Origin of the sequence: Comamonas faecalis (assembly GCF_039538025.1) — a bacterium.
Lineage (GTDB): Bacteria > Pseudomonadota > Gammaproteobacteria > Burkholderiales > Burkholderiaceae_C > Comamonas_C > Comamonas_C faecalis.
In genome coordinates this window covers 43,613-60,290 of sequence record NZ_BAABBP010000007.1, presented here as the reverse complement: position 1 = coordinate 60,290, position 16,678 = coordinate 43,613, and the positions used below count along the sequence as shown (strand labels likewise).

The 16,678-nt window shown below is 68.8% G+C and carries 14 protein-coding genes; 5 read left to right on the top strand and 9 right to left on the bottom strand.

Annotation, left to right across the window (positions count from 1 at the left end):
- Positions 1-15 precede the first annotated feature (15 nt).
- From ABD767_RS05540 to ABD767_RS05515, 6 genes are all read right to left on the bottom strand, one after another.
- Entirely contained in the window at positions 16-1,224 is a 1,209-nt protein-coding gene (locus ABD767_RS05540; protein ID WP_103044282.1) for an MFS transporter, read from the bottom strand.
- 308 nt (positions 1,225-1,532) lie between these two features.
- On the bottom strand, positions 1,533-2,399 hold the full coding sequence (locus ABD767_RS05535) for an aldolase/citrate lyase family protein (protein WP_103044281.1): 867 nt from the start codon (positions 2,397-2,399) through the stop codon (positions 1,533-1,535).
- A 9-nt stretch (positions 2,400-2,408) separates the two neighbouring features.
- The gene (locus ABD767_RS05530) at positions 2,409-3,785 is read right to left on the bottom strand and encodes an MmgE/PrpD family protein (protein ID WP_103044304.1); all 1,377 of its coding nucleotides are present in this window, start codon (positions 3,783-3,785) and stop codon (positions 2,409-2,411) included.
- A 116-nt stretch (positions 3,786-3,901) separates the two neighbouring features.
- On the bottom strand, positions 3,902-5,089 hold the full coding sequence (locus ABD767_RS05525; RefSeq protein WP_103044280.1) for a CoA transferase: 1,188 nt from the start codon (positions 5,087-5,089) through the stop codon (positions 3,902-3,904).
- Between the two features lie 58 nt (positions 5,090-5,147).
- Positions 5,148-6,308: an acyl-CoA dehydrogenase family protein gene (locus ABD767_RS05520; protein ID WP_344868653.1), complete on the bottom strand. Its 1,161-nt coding sequence runs from the start codon at positions 6,306-6,308 to the stop codon at positions 5,148-5,150.
- Positions 6,309-6,357: 49 nt separating this feature from the next.
- A complete protein-coding gene (locus ABD767_RS05515) occupies positions 6,358-7,245 on the bottom strand; it encodes an HTD2 family dehydratase (RefSeq protein WP_425549896.1) in 888 nt (295 codons plus the stop codon).
- A gap of 193 nt (positions 7,246-7,438) precedes the next feature.
- On the opposite strand from ABD767_RS05515, the gene ABD767_RS05510 reads away from it, so the two are divergent.
- The 5 genes from ABD767_RS05510 to ABD767_RS05490 all read left to right on the top strand — a co-directional run bounded on the left by ABD767_RS05510 (position 7,439) and on the right by ABD767_RS05490 (position 12,796).
- Positions 7,439-8,356: an SDR family NAD(P)-dependent oxidoreductase gene (locus ABD767_RS05510; RefSeq protein WP_103044278.1), complete on the top strand. Its 918-nt coding sequence runs from the start codon at positions 7,439-7,441 to the stop codon at positions 8,354-8,356.
- 3 nt (positions 8,357-8,359) lie between these two features.
- Positions 8,360-9,253 (top strand): MaoC/PaaZ C-terminal domain-containing protein, encoded by an 894-nt coding sequence (locus ABD767_RS05505; protein WP_103044277.1) that lies wholly within the window; start codon positions 8,360-8,362, stop codon positions 9,251-9,253.
- 141 nt (positions 9,254-9,394) lie between these two features.
- A complete protein-coding gene (locus ABD767_RS05500; protein ID WP_103044276.1) occupies positions 9,395-10,192 on the top strand; it encodes an enoyl-CoA hydratase-related protein in 798 nt (265 codons plus the stop codon).
- The gene (locus tag ABD767_RS05495; protein WP_103044275.1) at positions 10,189-11,502 is read left to right on the top strand and encodes an acetyl-CoA hydrolase/transferase C-terminal domain-containing protein; all 1,314 of its coding nucleotides are present in this window, start codon (positions 10,189-10,191) and stop codon (positions 11,500-11,502) included. The genes ABD767_RS05500 and ABD767_RS05495 overlap by 4 nt, the downstream gene beginning before the upstream one ends.
- An 85-nt stretch (positions 11,503-11,587) precedes the next feature.
- A complete protein-coding gene (locus ABD767_RS05490) occupies positions 11,588-12,796 on the top strand; it encodes an acetyl-CoA C-acetyltransferase (RefSeq protein WP_103044274.1) in 1,209 nt (402 codons plus the stop codon).
- A gap of 48 nt (positions 12,797-12,844) precedes the next feature.
- On the opposite strand, the gene ABD767_RS05485 is transcribed toward ABD767_RS05490, so the two are convergent.
- From ABD767_RS05485 to ABD767_RS05475, 3 genes are read right to left on the bottom strand one after another with little or no spacing between them, the layout of a single operon-like run.
- Positions 12,845-13,822 carry a GTP-binding protein gene (locus ABD767_RS05485; protein ID WP_103044273.1) on the bottom strand — a complete coding sequence of 326 codons (978 nt, stop codon included), beginning with the start codon at positions 13,820-13,822 and terminating at the stop codon, positions 12,845-12,847.
- Positions 13,816-15,474 carry an amidohydrolase family protein gene (locus ABD767_RS05480; protein ID WP_103044272.1) on the bottom strand — a complete coding sequence of 553 codons (1,659 nt, stop codon included), beginning with the start codon at positions 15,472-15,474 and terminating at the stop codon, positions 13,816-13,818. Before ABD767_RS05480 ends, ABD767_RS05485 begins: the two co-directional genes overlap by 7 nt.
- A gap of 53 nt (positions 15,475-15,527) precedes the next feature.
- Complete coding sequence (locus ABD767_RS05475; RefSeq protein ID WP_103044271.1) at positions 15,528-16,511, bottom strand: tripartite tricarboxylate transporter substrate-binding protein; 984 nt, start codon at positions 16,509-16,511, stop codon at positions 15,528-15,530.
- Positions 16,512-16,678 lie beyond the last annotated feature (167 nt).

The following is a 16,678-nucleotide window of genomic DNA, read 5'->3' as shown; positions in this document are numbered from 1 at the left end:
GGTTGCGCCCTCCGCTCAGTGTCGGTCGGGCGAGGCGGCTGCCTTGAGTAGCGGTGACGCCGGCAAAAACCGGAACGCCATCGACGCCAGCGCCAGCCAGAGTGCAATCGCCAGCAGCACGGCGCGGTAGGGGTCGATTTCCTGGGTTTCGGCCCAGGCGGCGACGGCGCCGGTGGCCGACTGCATCAGCGCCACGCCCAGGAACATCGACATGGTGTAGAGCGACAGAGCGCGTCCGGTGAGCGCGCTGGAGTAGGAGGCGCGCGCGTCGGCGTACTGCAGCACGCTGTAGCCCCACACCATGCCCAGCACGATCATCAGCGCCACCGCGGCGCCCGCGTGTTGCAGCAGCGCCAGCACGGCAAACATGCCGGCCATGACGAGTGATGCGTTGGCGATCCAGGCGCGCCGGCGCAGCGGCCCGGGGTCGATGCGGCCAAAGCTGCCGGGGGCGAACAGCGAGATGACCGAAAGCACCAGCGCGACGTTGCCGCTGTCGACCAGCGAGAAGCCGAAGCGGTTCATCAACAGCGGGCCCATCCACAGGCCGCGCAGCGACAGAAAGGCCGCGTAGCCCGACATGCCCAGAATCAGGATGCCCCAGGTGTGGCGCAGCGTGAAAATTTCCAGCAGGCCCAGCAGCGAGCGGCGCAGGCTCTCGCGCGGTTGCTGCGCATCGCCCGGCAGTTCGGGCTCGCGTACCAGCGCGTAGACGATGACCCACGACAGCGCGCTGAGCCCGGCCAGCAGGCCAAAGCCCACGCGCCAGCCCCAGTGCTGCACCACCCAGGCCAGCGGCGTGCCGGTCAGCATCAGCCCGAGGCCGCCCATGCCCAGGCTCAGGCCTGAGAAGAAGGCGAAGCGGTCGCTGGGGAAGTGGCGCGAGATCAGCACGGTGCACGCCAGGAACGCGGGCGAGCAGCCCACGCCGATCAGCAGCTGCCCGACCATCAGCCAGCCATGGTCGGGCGCCAGCGCCGACAGCGCCGCGCCCGCGATCGACAGCGGCGCGGCCGCCAGCACCGTGCGGCGCAGGCCGTAGCGGTCCATGGCAATGCCCATCAAGAGCTGCGCGACGCCGAACGACAGGCCGAACAGCCCGGCAAAGGCCCCCAGCGCCTGCACGGACAGGCCGAAGTCGTGCTGCAGATCCTGCGCGACGATGGCGGTGACGGTGCGGTAGGACTGGCTCAGCGCAAAGCCCGACAGCAGGGCCAGCAGCATGACCCACAGCGGGCGGGAGCGGGAGGGGGCGGAGGAGGGGGGCGTAGCGACAGAATTCACATTGATGATTTTTGGCGGTTTACATGCCTGCGGCGTTCAGATCCCTTCCGTTTTGGGGGGTGGACGGAGCCGGGAGCGCAGGCATTTTGCCGGCATAGAGAACCCAAGCGCCGCTGGCCCCCACCCCAACCCCAGTGCTGGCGGCGGGACGCCGCCGCTCTTCGGGCTGTCCAGTTGCGCGCAGGCGCCACTAGAGCCGCAGCCCTCAGCCCCAAAGGGGGAGGGAGTGAAGGCGCGATCCGCAGGTCTCATGTGCGGCGCGCCATGGCCCTTGCGTGGTGCGCCAGGGTTCGTTCGGCCTGCGCCAGCACGGGCGCGTCGACCATGCGGCCGTCGAGCACGCAGACGCCGCCGCCTGCTGCCTGCAGGGCCTGCTGCACGCGTTGCGCGTGGGCCACGGCGGCGTCGCCCGGGTCGAACGCCGCGTGCAGCGGGGCGACCTGCGCCGGGTGGATGCACAGCTTGCCGCCAAAGCCCATGCGTCGCGCGCGTGCGGCATCAAGAGTCATGCGCTCGGGATTTTTCGTGTCCACGGTCACGCCGTCGATGGGCGCGGCCATGCCGGCGCGGCGCGCGGACAGCACCACGGCCATGCGCATCGGCAGCAGCTCGGCTTCGTCCGGGCCGCAGGCCATGCCGGCGTCGACCTGGAAGTCCAGGTGGCCAAAGGCCAGGCGCGCGACCTGGGGCGCGGCGGCCAACGTGTCCACGGCATGCAACCCGGCCACGGATTCGACCAGCGCCAGCAGCGCCGCCCCGCTCCCTGCGGCGCGCGCCACGGCCAGCAGTGTCTCGGCGCGCTCGGCTTTCGGAATCACGGCGCCGGCCAGGCCCAGTGCGGTGAGCTGCGCCAGCGCCTGCAGGTCGTCGGCAAACCAGGGCGTGCCCTCGGCGTTGATGCGCACCAGCAGGCGCGCGCGCTGCGCACCGTCGAGAGCGCCTGCGGCTTCCAGCAGGGCGCCGCGTGCGCGCGCCTTGTCGGCCGGCGCCACGGCGTCCTCCCAGTCGGCAATCACCATGTCGGCGCCGCTGGCCAGCGCCTTGGGCAGGCGCTGGGGATGGGTGGCGGGGACGAAGAGGAAGGAGCAGGCCTCGTGGACGCGGTGGTGTTGCATGCCTCTTCCTCAGTGCGTGGCGTCGCCCACCAGCGTGCCCACACGCGGCCAGCTGCCGACCTGCCACAGCCGCGCCACGGCCGCCTGGGCTGCTTGCGCGCCCACGGCGCCGCCGTAGTCGGCCAGGCGCAGCGCCTTGGCGGTGATTTCTTCGCGTGACAGCGTGTTGCCCGGGTCGCCCTTGGGTTCGTCGACGCGGCCGTGCAGTACGCGGCCGTCGGTGGTCTGCACGGTGACCTTGCCGATCCAGCGCTGGGGGTAGGCGGCGTCCACCTCGGGGTCGAGCGCCATGGCCACTTTGTCGCGCAGGGCCACGGTATCGGCGGCAAGAAATTCGGCGTCGAACTCGGTCAGGCCCGCATGGCCAAAGCGCGCTGCCAGGGCCAGCACCGTGCCCATGGAGAACTTGGACTGGTGCACCGTGCTGGGCGATGTCACCGGGCCCAGCACGTCGATGGCGCCCTGGTGCACGTGGCAGGTTACCCGGGCGATGTCTTCGATCCGCAAGCCGTGCTGCTGCATGACCTGCAAGAGCGCGTCGGCGGCGGGGTGGGTGTGGCGGCAGGAGGCATGCCACTTGAACGATGTCTCGGCCGTGGCCCAGCGCGTGCCCAGGCCGTCCGCCAACTTGGCTGGGTTGGCGTCGCTGGACATGCCGGCCGCCATGCCCTGCGGGCCGGTGAAGATGTCCTGCGCGCCGGTAAAGCCGTCCTGCGCCAGGTAAGCGGCCATCAGGCCGGCGGCGGCGGCGTGGGCCGTGTGCAGCTGCTTGCTGTCGGCGGCGGTGCGCAAAAATTCCCACAGCCCCGCCGACTGCGTGCCGGCCGAGCCGAAGGCGTGCTGCATCTGCGCGGGCGTGAGCCCCAGCAGCCGCCCCACGGCGGCGGCCGCAGCCAGCGTGCCGGCCGTGGCCGTGGTGTGGAAGATGCGGTAGTGGCTGCGGCCGAGGAATTCGCCCACGCGTATGCCGACCTCGTAGCCCGCCACGCAGGCGGCCATCAGCTGCTCTCCGCTGGCGCCTATGCTTTGCGCCACGGCCAGGGCCGGAGGGAAGACCACGGCCGCGGGGTGGAACACCGAGCCGTTGTGCACGTCGTCCTGCTCGGCGAAATGCGAGGCGGCGGCGTTGGCCAGCGCCGCCATCATGGGCGAGCTGGTCGCGCCCTGGGCGATGACCTCGCTGGGGCCTTGCGCCGGCCCTTGCGACAAGGCAAAGCGCACGATGCTGGCGACGGGCCGCGCCTTGCAGCCGGCCAGCACGGAGCCGAACCAGTCGACCCACAGGTCTTCGGTGCGGCGCTGCACTGGCGTGGGCACATCGCTCCACTGCAGGGTGGCGGCGAACTGGGCCAGGGGGTGGATGGTGGCTTGGGGTTCTTGTTTCATGGGGGGCTCCGGGGTGTTGGTTTTCACTCCTTCCCCCTCTGGGGGAAGGTTGGGATGGGGGCGGGTGCGCCGGCATCGTGCCGGCCTCGGGGCGCGAGCGTCGCTGGCCCCCACCCCTACCCTCCCCCAGAGGGGGAGGGAGAAACTCCAGCGATCTGCTCCGCGCTCCACCCCAGCTCAGCCAGGATGGCGGCGTTGTGCTGGCCCACGGCGGGCACGGCATCCATGCGGTAGTCAAACGCGCTGTTCACACCTGGCGGCAGCAGGGCGGGGATGCGGCCCACGGGGGAATCCACTTCGCGCCAGCGATCGCGCGCCTTCAGCTGCGGGTGGGCCCACAGGTCGGCCATGTCGTTGACGCGGGCGTTGGCGATGGCCGCTGCTTCCAGGCGCTCGACCACCTGGGCGGCGGTCAGCGCGGCGAACTCCTGCAGGATCAGCGCCTGCAGTTCGGTGCGGTGCGTATTGCGCTGGGCGTTGGAACAGAAGCGCGGGTCGGTCGCCACCTCGGGGCGCTGCAGCACCTGGTCGCAAAAGCTTTTCCACTCGCGCTCGTTCTGCAGGCCCAGCATCACTGTTCCTCCATCGCCGGCGGTGAACGGGCCATAGGGGTAGATGCTGGCGTGGCTGGCGCCGGTGCGCGGCGGCGGCGGTGCGCCGTCGAAGGCGTAGTACAGCGGGTAGCCCATCCACTCGCCCATGGCTTCGAGCATGGAGACGTCGATATGGCTGCCGCTCCCCGTCCTGCCGCGCAGCAGCAGGGCCGAGAGGATGCAGCTGTAGGCGTACATGCCGGCAGCAATGTCGGCCACCGAGATGCCGGATTTGCTGGGCGTCTCGGGCGTGCCGGTCACCGACAGAAAGCCCGCCTCGCTCTGGATCAGCAGGTCATAGGCTTTTTTGTCGCGGTACGGGCCGTCGGCGCCGTAGCCGCTGATGTCACAGACGATCAGCCTGGGGTTGTGCGCCTTCAGGGTTTCATACGACAGCCCCATGCGTGCGGCCGCGCCGGGTGCGAGGTTTTGCACCAGCACGTCGGCGGTCTTGAGCAGCTGCAGCAGCGCGGCCTTGGCCTGCGGCTGCTTGACGTCCAGCGCCAGGCTTTCCTTGCTGCGGTTGATCCAGGTGAAGTGCGAGGACTGGCCGCGCACGCGCTGGTCGTAGCCGCGCGCAAAGTCGCCGCTGCCGGGGCGCTCGACCTTGATCACGCGCGCGCCCAGGTCGGCAAGCTGGCGCGTGGCAAACGGCGCGGCGACGGCGTGTTCCAGGGAGATGACGGTGATGCCGTCGAGGGGGCGGGTCATGGGTGTGTGGCTCCGGTAAACAACTCCCTCAGCCCCAGAGGGGGAAGGAGCAAGGCAATCAAAACGACCGCGGCAGTTTCAGGATGTGCTCGGCCACGTAGCTGTAGATCATGTTGGTCGAAATCGGCGCCACCTGGTACAGGCGCGTCTCGCGGAATTTGCGCTCGATGTCGTACTCGCAGGCAAAGCCGAAGCCGCCGTGGGTCTGCAGGCAGACGTTGGCCGCCTCCCAGCTGGCCTTGGCGGCCAGGTACTTGGCCATGTTGGCCTCGGCGCCTGCGTTCTGGTGGGCGTCGATTTTTTCGCAGGCCTTCCAGCGCATCAGGTTGGCGGCTTCCAGCTCGATGAAGGCATCGGCAATCGGGAACTGCACGCCCTGGTTCTGGCCGATGGGGCGGTTGAACACCACGCGCTCGTTGGCGTATTTGGTGGCGCGGTCGATGAACCAGTAGCCATCGCCAATGCACTCGGCGGCAATCAGGGTGCGCTCGGCGTTCAGGCCGTCCAGCAGGGTCTTGAAACCCTTGCCTTCTTCGCCCAGCAGCGCGTCTTCGGGAATTTCGAGGTTGTCGAAGAACAGTTCGTTGGTCTCATGGTTGACCATGTTCAGGATGGGGCGCACCGTCAGGCCATTGCCAATCGCCTTGTGCAGGTCGATCAGGAAGCAGGACAGGCCATCGGAGCGCTTTTTTACCTGGTCGACGGGCGTGGTGCGTGCCAGCAAAATCATCAGATCGCTGTGCTGGATGCGCGAGATCCACACCTTTTGCCCGTTGATGACCCAGCGGCCATCCTTCTTCACCGCAGTGGTCTTGAGCTTGGTGGTGTCGCTGCCCGTGGTGGGCTCGGTCACGCCCATGGACTGGATGCGCAGCTCGCCCGAGGCAATCTTGGGCAGGTACAGGTCTTTCTGCGCCTGCGATCCGCTGCGCACGATGGCGTTCATCACGTACATCTGGCCGTGGCAGGCGCCGGAGTTGCCGCCGCTGCGGTTGATTTCTTCCATGATGACCGAGGCCTCTGCCATGGTCAGGCCCGAGCCGCCGTATTCCTGCGGGATCAGCGCGGCCATCCAGCCGGCTTTCGTCAGTGCATCGACGAACTCCTCGGGGTAGGCGCGGGCCTCGTCGACCTTGCGGAAGTATTCGTCGGGGAACTGTGCACAGAGGGCGCGGACGGCGTCGCGGATTTCCTGGTACTGGTCGGGCTGGTGGATCATGGCAATGGGATATCGATAAAAAAAACGGAGGTCTCACCCTCTCAGTGGTTCAAAGCAATGTGGCCGTGGCCTGCATGGTCAGCCAGCCCTCGTGGTCTTGTGCCCACAGCTCCACGGTCTTGCCGTCGCTTGACGGCTTGCCGTGCACGCTGAACGGGTGCAGGTCGGTCGTCGGCCGCACCGCGCGAAAGTCAAAGCGCGCCAGCTGCGCATCCGGCATCTGGCGGCGCAGCAGGTCGAGCAGCAGCGTGGCGATCAGCGGGCCGTGCACCACCAGGCCGGCATAGCCCTCGACCTCGGTCACGTACTTGCGGTCGTAGTGGATGCGGTGGCCATTGAAGGTCAGTGCCGAGTAGCGAAACAGCAGCACCGGGTCGGGCGTGATGGTGCGCGACCAGGCGGCCTGCCCGGCCAGCGGCGGTTTTTGCGGCGCAGGCGCAGGGTCGCCCGGCCGGGCAGCGGCGCGGTAGACGATGTCGTGCTCCTCGGTCAGCGCCAGGCCGTGCGCGTTGCGGTACTGGTGCTCGACCAGCACGAACAGCAGCTCGCCCGATCGTCCGGCCTTGTGCGTGACCGAGCGGATGGTGGACTGGCGCTGCACCTTCTGGCCCACGCGCAGCGGGTTGCCCGGCTCCCACGCCAGCCGCGCGCCGGCCCACATGCGCCGCGGCAGCGGCACGGGAGGCAGAAAGCCGCCGCGTTTCGGATGCCCGTCGGGCCCGACCTCGCCGGCGCGGGCGTGGGGCAGGAAATACATCCAGTGCCACAGCCCGGGCAGCACGCTGGCGTCTTGCGGCGCGGGATCGTCGCGGTCGAGCGTGGCGCTGAGCGCGTCGACGGGCGAAGCGGTGATCAAGTCGGTCAGCGTCTCGCTCCTGCCCTGCCAGGTTTGCAGGTGGGCGAGCTGGGCGGCGTCGATGGCGGGTGTGTCAGGCATGGCGGCAATGGTCGCGGTTTGCGTTGCGGCGGGCAATCCGCGTTTGTGAAAGCAGGCCTTCGCCGGGCCGGAAGACCGGCGGTGGTTTCAGGAAGGCAAAGCCCGCCCTCGTCATTGCCGAATGGCGCGCAGTGCGGTTTTTCGGCATGCTGGGTTCGTTTTCGAGTCGATATCAACCAAGGATGACCAGGCTATGACGCAAAAAATGATGGACGGCAAGGTGGTGGTGGTGACGGGTGCGGGCGGCGGCATCGGGCGCGACATGGCGCTGGCCATGGCGGCCGCCGGCGCCAAGGTGGTGGTCAACGACATTGGCACGTCGACCAGCGGCGAGGGCCAGGACGCCGGCCCCGCGCAGAAGGTGGTCGAGGAAATCAAGGCCGCCGGCGGCCAGGCCGTGGCCAGCACCGACAGCGTGGCCGAAGCCGCGGCCGCCGGGCGCATCGTGCAATGCGCGGTCGACACCTTTGGGCGTATCGACGGCGTGGTCAACAACGCCGGCATCCTGCGCGACCGGTTCTTCCACAAAATGAGCGTGGACGAGTGGGACGGCGTGCTCAAGGTGCACCTGTACGGCAGCTACTACATGGCGCGCGCGGCGGCCACTCACTTCAAGGAGCAGGAGAGCGGCGCCTTCGTGCACATGACCTCCACCTCGGGCCTGATCGGCAACTTTGGCCAGGCCAACTACAGCGCGGCCAAGCTGGGGCTCGTCGCCCTGTCCAAGTCCATCGCGCTGGACATGCAGAAGTTCAACGTGCGCTCCAACTGCATCGCGCCGTTCGCCTGGAGCCGCATGATCGGCTCCATCCCCACCGACACGCCCGAGCAGCAGGCGCGCGTGGCCAAGATCCAGCAGATGACGCCCAACAAGATCGCGCCGCTGGCCGTGTACCTGCTGTCGGACGCCGCCAGGGACGTGAACGCCCAGGTGTTCGCCGTGCGCAACAACGAGATCTTTTTGATGAGCCAGCCGCGCCCACTGCGCTCGGTGCACCGCAGCGAGGGCTGGACGCCCGAGTTCATCGCCGAGCACGGCATGCCGGCGCTCAAGAGCAGCTTCGTGCCCATGGAGCGCTCGGGCGACGTGTTCAGCTGGGATCCGGTGTAAGCCATGGCGATCGACTACCACCACCTCAAGAACCGGACCTTCGCGCCCGTGCACCAGCACTACACCGAGCGCGACACCATGCTCTACGCGCTCAGTCTCGGGCTGGGCAACGACCCGCTCGACGCCGCGGCCCTGCCCTTCGTCTACGAGGGTATGTCCAGCGGCCTGCGTGCGCTGCCCACGCTGGCCGTGGTGCTGGGCTACCCGGGCTTCTGGGCGCGCGAGGCGGACACGGGCATCGACTGGGTCAAGCTGCTGCACGGCGAGCAGCGCGTGCGCTGGCACCGGCCGCTGCCGGCCGACTGCGAGGTGGTCGGCAAGAGCCGCATCACCCACCTGATCGACAAGGGCGAGGGCAAGGGCGCCATCCTGGTGACCGAGCGGCTGCTGGAGACCCGGGCCGGCGAGCTGCTGGCCACGCTGCAGCAGGTGACCTTTCTGCGCGGCGATGGCGGCTACAGCCAGCAAGGCGGCGGCCAGCCCAGCGACGAGGCGCTGCCCGCGCTGCAGCCCACGCCGCAGGACCGCGCGCCCGACTTCAGCGACACGCAAGCGATTCGCCCCGAGGCGGCGCTGCTGTACCGCCTGATGGGCGACTACAACCCCCTGCACGCCGACCCGGCCGTGGCGGTGAAGGCTGGTTTCGAGCGGCCCATATTGCACGGGTTGGCGAGCTATGGCCTGGTGGCGCATGCGCTCTTGCGCCAATGCGCGGACGGCGATCCGGCACGTCTCAAGGCACTGGACATACGCTTTGCCGCGCCCGTCTATCCGGGCGAGACGCTGGTGACCGAGATCTGGCGCGTGCCGGGCGATGGCAAGCAATTCCAGCTGCGCGCCCGTGTTGCGGAGCGCGACAAAGTGGTGTTGAGCCACGGCTTTGCCGAACTGGCTTGAGCGATTTTCCCCCTCCCCCTTTGGGGGAGGGAGGGGTGGGGGCCGGCGACGCTTGCGCTTTGTGCCGGCAAGATCCCAGCGCTCCCAGCCCCCATCCCAACCTTCCCCCAGAGGGGGAAGGAGCAACAACCAGGAGACACCATGACCGCATCCCCCGTGTTGACCTCTGTGCAGGACGGCATAGGCACCATCACCCTGAACCGCCCCGAGGCGCGCAACGCCCTGAGCCAGGACATGCGCCCGGCACTGGCCGCCGCCGTCACGCAGATGCGCGACGACAAGGAGGTCTACGCCGTCATCCTCACCGGCGCGGGCGGCGCCTTCTGCTCGGGCGGCGACATCTCGGCCATGCTCGACACCAGCCGCACGGGCCTGACATTTCGCGCCGGCATGCGCGAGCTGCACCAGTGGTTTCCCGAGCTGGTGAACCTGGAGAAGCCCGTCATCGCCGCCGTGGACGGCCCGGCCTTCGGCGCAGGCCTGAGCCTGGCGCTGGCGGCCGACTTCGTGCTGGCCACGCGCCGCGCCAGGTTCTGCGCCGTGTTCGGCCGCATCGGCCTGATCCCCGACCTGGGTGCCCTGCATCTGCTGCCGCGCATCGTCGGCATGCAAAAGGCCAAGGAGCTGGTCTTCACCGCGCGCACCGTCGATGTGGATGAGGCCAGACAGCTCGGCATGGTCTACGACGTCGTCGAGGATGCAGCCGCGTTGCAGCAGGCAGCGCAGGCGCTCGCGCGGCGCTTCGGCGAGGCATCGACGGCCGCCATCGGCATGGCCAAGACCATCATGAACCAGTCTTTCGAGAGCGATGCGCGCACCATCGCCGAGCTGGAGTCCTACGGCCAGGCCATGGCCCGCGGCTCCGCCTACCACCAGGACGCGGTGCGGCGCTTCAAGGACAAGCAGCCGCTGCGCTTCGACTGGGATCGCAAGGCATGAGCGAAGGCGACCTGGCCCAGCAGCTGCAGCGGCTGATCCGCCCCGGCGACACGCTGTGGTGGGGCCAGGCGACGGCCGAGCCGTTGACGCTGACGCGCGCAGTCACCGCGCACCGCCATGCGCTGGCGCGGGGAGGGCGCCTCGGCGTGTTCGTCGGCATGGCCGCATCCGACACGCTGGCGCCAGAGCAGGCCGACGTGCTCGACTTCTTCGGCTACGCCGCGGGCGGCGCGCACCGCAAGCTGGCCGACGCGGGCGTGCTCGACATCGTGCCCAGCCACTATTCGCACCTGCCCGGGCTGGTTCGCGCGGGCGTGTTGCCGGCCGACGTGCTGCTGCTGCAGGTGTCAAAGCCCGATGAACAAGGCCGCTATAGCCTGGGGCAGGTGCAGGAATACCTGCCGGCAGTGCGCGAGCGGGCGCGCGTCGTGATTGGCGAGGTCAACCCCTGCGTGCCGTGGACGCATGGCGGCCTGCACCTGACGGCCGGCGACTTCGCGCTGCTGGTCGACGCCGAACACGCGCCGCTGGACCAGCCGCCCAGCCGCATCGGCCCGGCCGAGCAGGCCATCGCGCGCCACATCGCCGGCCTGATCGAGGACGGCGCCACGCTGCAGCTGGGCGTGGGCAACCTGCCCGAGGCGGTGCTGGCCGCCCTGCACCACCACCGCGACCTGGGCCTGCACAGCGGCGCAGTGGGCGACGGCATCGCCCGGCTCGCCGAGGCCGGCGTGCTGACCAACGCGAGGAAGAGCATCGACACCGGCGTGGGCATAGGCGGCATCCTGATGGGCGGCGAGTGCCTGCGCCGCTGGGCGCACCGCAATCCGCAGATCGAGCTGCGCCCCACCGACTACACCCACAACCCCGACGTGCTGGCCGCCAGCCACAAGCTGGCCGCCATCAACGCCGCCGTCGAGGTGGACTTGACGGGTCAGATCAACGCCGAGGTGGCCGCCGGCTGCTACGTCGGCGCCGTCGGCGGCGCGGTGGATTTTCTGCGCGGAGCCGCGCGCAGCAGGGGCGGCCTGCCCATCGTTGCGCTGCCCGCCACGGCCAAGGGCGCGAGCCGCATCGTCGCCAACCTGTCCGGCCCGGTGAGCACGCCGCGCAGCGACGCCGGCCTGATCGTCACCGAGCACGGCGTGGCCGACCTGCGCGGCCAGCCGCTGTCGCGCCGCGTGCGCCGGCTGATAGACATTGCCGCGCCCGAACACCGCGAGGCCCTGGAGCGCCAGGCGCATGAACTGCTGCGCCGCTGCGGCGCGGCGTTCTTTACTCCCTCTCCCCCTGGGAGAGGGCAGGGGTGAGGGCCGGCGACGCTCACACCCCGGTGCCGGCAAGATGCCGGCGCTCCTCCTCACAGTCAGCTCGTCAACCCGAAGGAGAAACACCATGCGCAGAGCCGCCATCGTCACCCCTGTCCGTACCCCCGTCGGCACCTTCGGTGGAAGCCTTCGCCCCGTGCCCGTCGAAGAACTTGCCGCCACCACGGTACGCGCCGTGGTCACGAGAAGCGGCATTGACCCCGCGCGCATCGACGACGTCGTCATGGCCCAGTCCTACGCCAACAGCGAGGTGCCCTGCGTCGGCCGCTGGGCGGCATTGCAGGCGGGCCTGCCGGTGTCGGTGCCCGGCATGCAGCTGGACCGGCGCTGCGGCGGCGGCCTGCAGGCCATCGTCACGGCCGCGATGATGGTGCAGAGCGGCGCCGCCGACGCGGTCATCGCGGGCGGCGTGGAGAGCATGAGCAACATCGAGTACTACAGCACCGACATGCGCTGGGGCGCGCGCTCGGGCAACGTGCGCTTCTACGACCGGCTGGACCGCGGGCGCGAGCGCTCACAGCCCGTGGAGCGTTTTGGCAAGATATCCGGGATGATCGAGACGGCCGAGAACCTGGCGCGCGACTACGCCATCACCAAGGATGAAGCCGACGCCTTCGCCCTGCGCAGCCACCAGAAGGCGGCGGCTGCCTGGGCCGCGGGGCGCTTTGCCGACGAAATCGTCCCGGTGCAAGTGCCCCAGCGCAAGGGCGAGCCCATCATCTTTGCCAAGGATGAGGGTTTTCGCGCCGACGCCACGCTGGAGAGCCTGGGCAAGCTGCGCGTCTTGACACCGAACGGCACGGTGACGGCCGGCAACGCCAGCCAGCAAAACGATGCCAGCGCCGCCTGCCTGATCGTGGCCGAGGACAAGCTGGCCGAGCTGAATCTCACCCCCATGGCCACGCTGGTGGGCTGGGCGGCGGCGGGCTGCGAGCCTTCGCATATGGGCATAGGCCCGGTGCCGGCCGTGCAGAAGCTGCTGGCGCGCCTGCAATTGAAGATCGACGACATGGACCTGGTCGAGCTCAACGAGGCCTTCGCCTGCCAGGTGCTGGCCGTGCTCAAGGGCTGGGACTGGCAGGACCAGGACGCGATCGAGGCCAAGCTCAACGTCAACGGCTCGGGCATCTCGCTGGGCCATCCCATAGGCGCCACCGGCGTGCGCATCCTGGCCACGCTGCTGCACGAGCTGCAGCGCCGTAAGGGCCGCTATGGGCTGGAGACCATGTGCATAGGCGGCGGGCAGGGGATTGCGGCGGTGTTCGAGCGGGTGTGAGGTGCACTGCAGTCGCCCGCCGGAGCGGGCGGGCCGGCTGCAGGCGCATCACGACGAAGTTGCCAGCGCCCCCTCGAAGTGGCTCCACGCGTTGAAAGGCGTCACATCGGGCCGGCGGCGCGCCGCGATCAGCACGATGCGTGAACGGCGGTTGTTTTGCGCCGCGCCGGGGCGCTCGATGCTCCAGCGCCTGCCGCACAGCTGCAGAACGCGCGGGGCGTCCTCGCCCTCCAGGAACACCATGCCCTTGGCGCGCATCACATGCACGGGCAGGGCATCGAGCGCAGCCTCCAGGGCCTGGCGCTGCAGGGGGTGGGCGGTGGTGAAGCTGTGGCTGGCAAACCGGGCCGCATGGTCGATCTCCGGCCCGGTGGGGGAGGGTGCGACGGCGTTTTCTGCTTGCGCCGCGCCAAGGACTGGCCCCAGGATCAGGCTGGGATCGATCTCGCCGTGGTGGCTCTCCAGCGCGGGCACGCCGGGGGCTTGCGTGCACAGCCAGGCGTGCAGTGTGGCGAGGTCTTCGGGCGTGACGAGATCGGTCTTGCTCAGCAGCAGAAGGTCGGCCGAGCGCAACTGGGCCAGCACCGTGTCGCCGACGTAACGATCCTGGGCCAGCGTCTGCACGGCCTGGGCATCGACCACGGTGATCACGCCGTCGCTGCGAAAGCGCCCGCCCGAACGGCCCATGGCCGCGATGCGGGCGGGGTCGCCCACGCCGCTGGCCTCCACCACCACGCGGTCGGGCGGCACGGGCAGCGACAGCACCTTCAGGAAGGCCTGCATCAGGTCGCCGCCAATCGCGCAGCAGGCGCAGCCATTGGCCAGGTTGATGATGCCGTCGGGCAGGCCGGGAGCGCCCTGGGCGATCAGCTGGGCATCGATGTTGATGGAGCCGAAGTCGTTGACCATCACCAGCACGCGCTCGCGCTGCTGGGTGCGCAGCAGGTGGTTGAGCAGCGTGGTCTTGCCGGCCCCCAGAAAGCCGCCCAGCACGGTCAGGGCAATGGGCGGGCGGGGCGTCAGCATGGATGGGCCGGCGCCTGGAAGACCTGGCCGCCCAGCACCGTGCCCCACACCGGCACGTCGCGCAGGGCCTGGGCCGGTACCTCCAGCGGGTCTTGCTCCAGCACCGCGAAGTCGGCGAACTTGCCCACCTCGATACTGCCTATGCAGTGGTCCAGGCGCAGCGTGTGGGCGGCGCCCAGGGTGACGGCGCGCAGTGCGTCATAGGCGGAAATGCGCTCGCTCTCGCCCAGGACGCGGCCGCTGGCCGTCTGCCGGTTCACCGCGCACCATGCGGTGAACAGCGGGGCGATGGGGGTGATGGGCGCGTCGGAATGCAGCGAGAAGGGCACGCCGTGGCGCAGCGCCGTGCCCGCCGCGTTCATGCGGTTGGCGCGGTCGGGGCCGACGGTGATGCCGTAGTGGGCGTCGCCCCAGTAGTACAAATGGTTGGCAAACAGGTTCACCGCCATGCCCAGCGTCACCATGCGCTTGAACTGCGCGGCATCGGCCAGCTGGCAGTGCTGCAGGGTGTGGCGGTGGTCCCAGCGCGGGTGCTGGCGCAGCACGGCCTCCACCGCGTCCAGCACCATGTCCGTGGCCTCGTCGCCGTTGGTGTGGATGTGGATGGTGAAGCCGGCGCGGTGGTATTCATCGATCAGTTCCAGCGTCTTTTGCGGCGGTATCACCCAGATGCCATTGGCGCTGCCGTTGTAGTAATGCGGCCAGCGCAGGCGTGCGGTAAAGCCCTGGATGGAGCCGTCCACCACCATCTTGATGAGGCCGAAGTGCAGCTTGTCGGTGTTGTATTGCATCGCCCGGCGTACGCGCTCGGGCCCGCCCTCGGCCGCGCCGCGCATGGGGTTGTAGGCCGGCACCAGGCGCAGCGGAAACTGCGCCTCGCTGGTGATTTTCACCAGGTTGGCGACGGCATCGTCCGCCAGGTTGTTGGACAGGTCGGCCGCCGTGGTCACCCCCGCCAGCTGGGCCAGGCGGCCGAAGTTGCGTATGCCTTGCTCGGACTGGCCGGCGGCGAAGTAGGCGTTGCCAATGATGGCAAAGACCGGGAACATGGCCGCCATCTCCTGCAGCTCGCCGGTGGGCTGACCCTGCGCATCCTTGGCCACGCCCTCGGTCTCGGTGGCGGCGTCTATGCCCGCCAACTGCAGCATGGCGCTGTTGACGTTGAGCAGGTGCACGCTGGCATGCAGCACCACCACCGGGCGGGTGACAGAGACCTGGTCGAGCTCATTGACCGTCATGCGGGTGGTGCCGAAATGGATGGGGTCGAACCCCCAGGCCAGCAGCGGCTGCGTCGGGTCTGGCAGTCGCGCCTCGGCCTCGCGCAGGCGCTCGATCAGCGCCTCGAAGCTTTGCACCCCGGGCCACAGGGTGCCGTCGGGGCCGCGGCGGTCGTGAAAGCCTGTGTAGACGAAGTTCCACATGCCGCCATCGAGCAGATGCGCATGGCCCTCCACCAGCCCGGGCATCAGCACCTTGTCGGCAAACCGGGTGTCGAGGGTGGCGGGCCCCCAGCCCTGCAGCTCGCCCGCGCTGCCCACGCCCAGGATGCGGCCGTCGCGCACGGCCACGTGGGTGGCCTCGGGCTGCATGGGGTTCATGGTGATGATTTTTCGGGCCTGAAAAATCGTCGTCGTGGTGTCTGCCTGTGTCATGTCGCTGCTCTCAAAACTAGCCGTAGGCCCGCGGGGAAGGGGTGCCCTGAAGGCTATTGCGTTGCGCGAAAGCCCGATTTTTCGACGATGGGGCGCAGTGCCTCGCGCTGCGTCGCGATCAACTCGGTCACGTCGCTGCCCGGCCGGCCCGTGGTCACCATGCCAAGTTGGGCCATCTTTGCGGAAAACTCGGGGTCTTGGACGATGGCGGTCATCGCCTTGGCCAGGGCGCTCACCACATTCGCAGGCGTGCCCGCAGGAACAAAGGCGGCAAACCAGGCAGGCGCAATTTCAAAGCCCTTGACCCCCTGTTCGATGAAGGTCGGCACCTCGGGGGCAAGTTGGGTGCGCTCCATGCCGGGAACGCCGAGGTATTTGATTTTTCCGGCTTTCACCAACTCGCTGGCGGAGGCGACGATGTCCATGCCCACCGGCAGCGCGCCGCCGATCTCGTCGGTCAGCATGGGCGGCGCGCCTTTGTAGGCGATGGGCGTCAGATCCAGGCCCATTTCCTGGTTCAGCTGCAGCAGGCCGAAATGCAGTACGCCGCCCAGTGTCACCATGCCCACGCCGGTGTCGTTGGGGTTTTTCTTGACCCAGTCGACATATTCCCGCATCGAGGAAAAGGGACTGCCCGTGGCGGTCGTCGCCACCAGCGGCGTGTCGGCCAGATGCGCCACGGGGATGAAATCCTTGTCGGGATCGAAGGGCAGCTTGTCGTAGGTCAGCGGCTGCAGGACGAATGGCGAGGCCGGGCTGATCAAGATGGTGTTGCCATCGGCGGGCGCGCGCTTGACCGCACCCAGCGCAATCTGGGTGCTGGCGCCGGGCTTGTTGTCGACGATGACCGTTCTGCCCAGGTCGGTGCGCAGCTTCTCGGACATGGCGCGCGCCATGCTGTCGAGCGCGCCGCCGGCGGAAAAGCCGATGATGATCTTGACCGGGGCATTGGAGGGCGCCTGCGCGCTGGCCGTGGTGCACGCCAGCGCGGCGGCGCAGGCGAGGGCGGCAATTTTGACGATCGATGACTGCAACATGTCTCCTGGCTCCTTTGAGGACGGGTTTTTGTGATAGGAGCGCGCAGTCTAGAAATTGCTTATCGCAATGTCTAATATATATAACGTATTTTTTTATTCAATAAATATATGGAGATTGCGATTCATGCGCGTCCGCTGTCGCGGGTGGCGGGCGTGACCGGGGGGCG

Coding starts and splice junctions, on each gene's coding strand:
- ABD767_RS05515 (WP_425549896.1), bottom strand. CDS start 7,245: ATGCCTGACACACCCGCCATCGACGCCGCCCAGCTCGCCCACCTGCAA.
- ABD767_RS05505 (WP_103044277.1), top strand. CDS start 8,360: ATGGCGATCGACTACCACCACCTCAAGAACCGGACCTTCGCGCCCGTG.
- ABD767_RS05480 (WP_103044272.1), bottom strand. CDS start 15,474: ATGACACAGGCAGACACCACGACGACGATTTTTCAGGCCCGAAAAATC.
- ABD767_RS05530 (WP_103044304.1), bottom strand. CDS start 3,785: ATGAAACAAGAACCCCAAGCCACCATCCACCCCCTGGCCCAGTTCGCC.
- ABD767_RS05535 (WP_103044281.1), bottom strand. CDS start 2,399: ATGCAACACCACCGCGTCCACGAGGCCTGCTCCTTCCTCTTCGTCCCC.
- ABD767_RS05500 (WP_103044276.1), top strand. CDS start 9,395: ATGACCGCATCCCCCGTGTTGACCTCTGTGCAGGACGGCATAGGCACC.
- ABD767_RS05490 (WP_103044274.1), top strand. CDS start 11,588: ATGCGCAGAGCCGCCATCGTCACCCCTGTCCGTACCCCCGTCGGCACC.
- ABD767_RS05520 (WP_344868653.1), bottom strand. CDS start 6,308: ATGATCCACCAGCCCGACCAGTACCAGGAAATCCGCGACGCCGTCCGC.
- ABD767_RS05495 (WP_103044275.1), top strand. CDS start 10,189: ATGAGCGAAGGCGACCTGGCCCAGCAGCTGCAGCGGCTGATCCGCCCC.
- ABD767_RS05540 (WP_103044282.1), bottom strand. CDS start 1,224: ATGCTGCTGGCCCTGCTGTCGGGCTTTGCGCTGAGCCAGTCCTACCGC.
- ABD767_RS05525 (WP_103044280.1), bottom strand. CDS start 5,089: ATGACCCGCCCCCTCGACGGCATCACCGTCATCTCCCTGGAACACGCC.
- ABD767_RS05510 (WP_103044278.1), top strand. CDS start 7,439: ATGACGCAAAAAATGATGGACGGCAAGGTGGTGGTGGTGACGGGTGCG.
- ABD767_RS05485 (WP_103044273.1), bottom strand. CDS start 13,822: ATGCTGACGCCCCGCCCGCCCATTGCCCTGACCGTGCTGGGCGGCTTT.
- ABD767_RS05475 (WP_103044271.1), bottom strand. CDS start 16,511: ATGTTGCAGTCATCGATCGTCAAAATTGCCGCCCTCGCCTGCGCCGCC.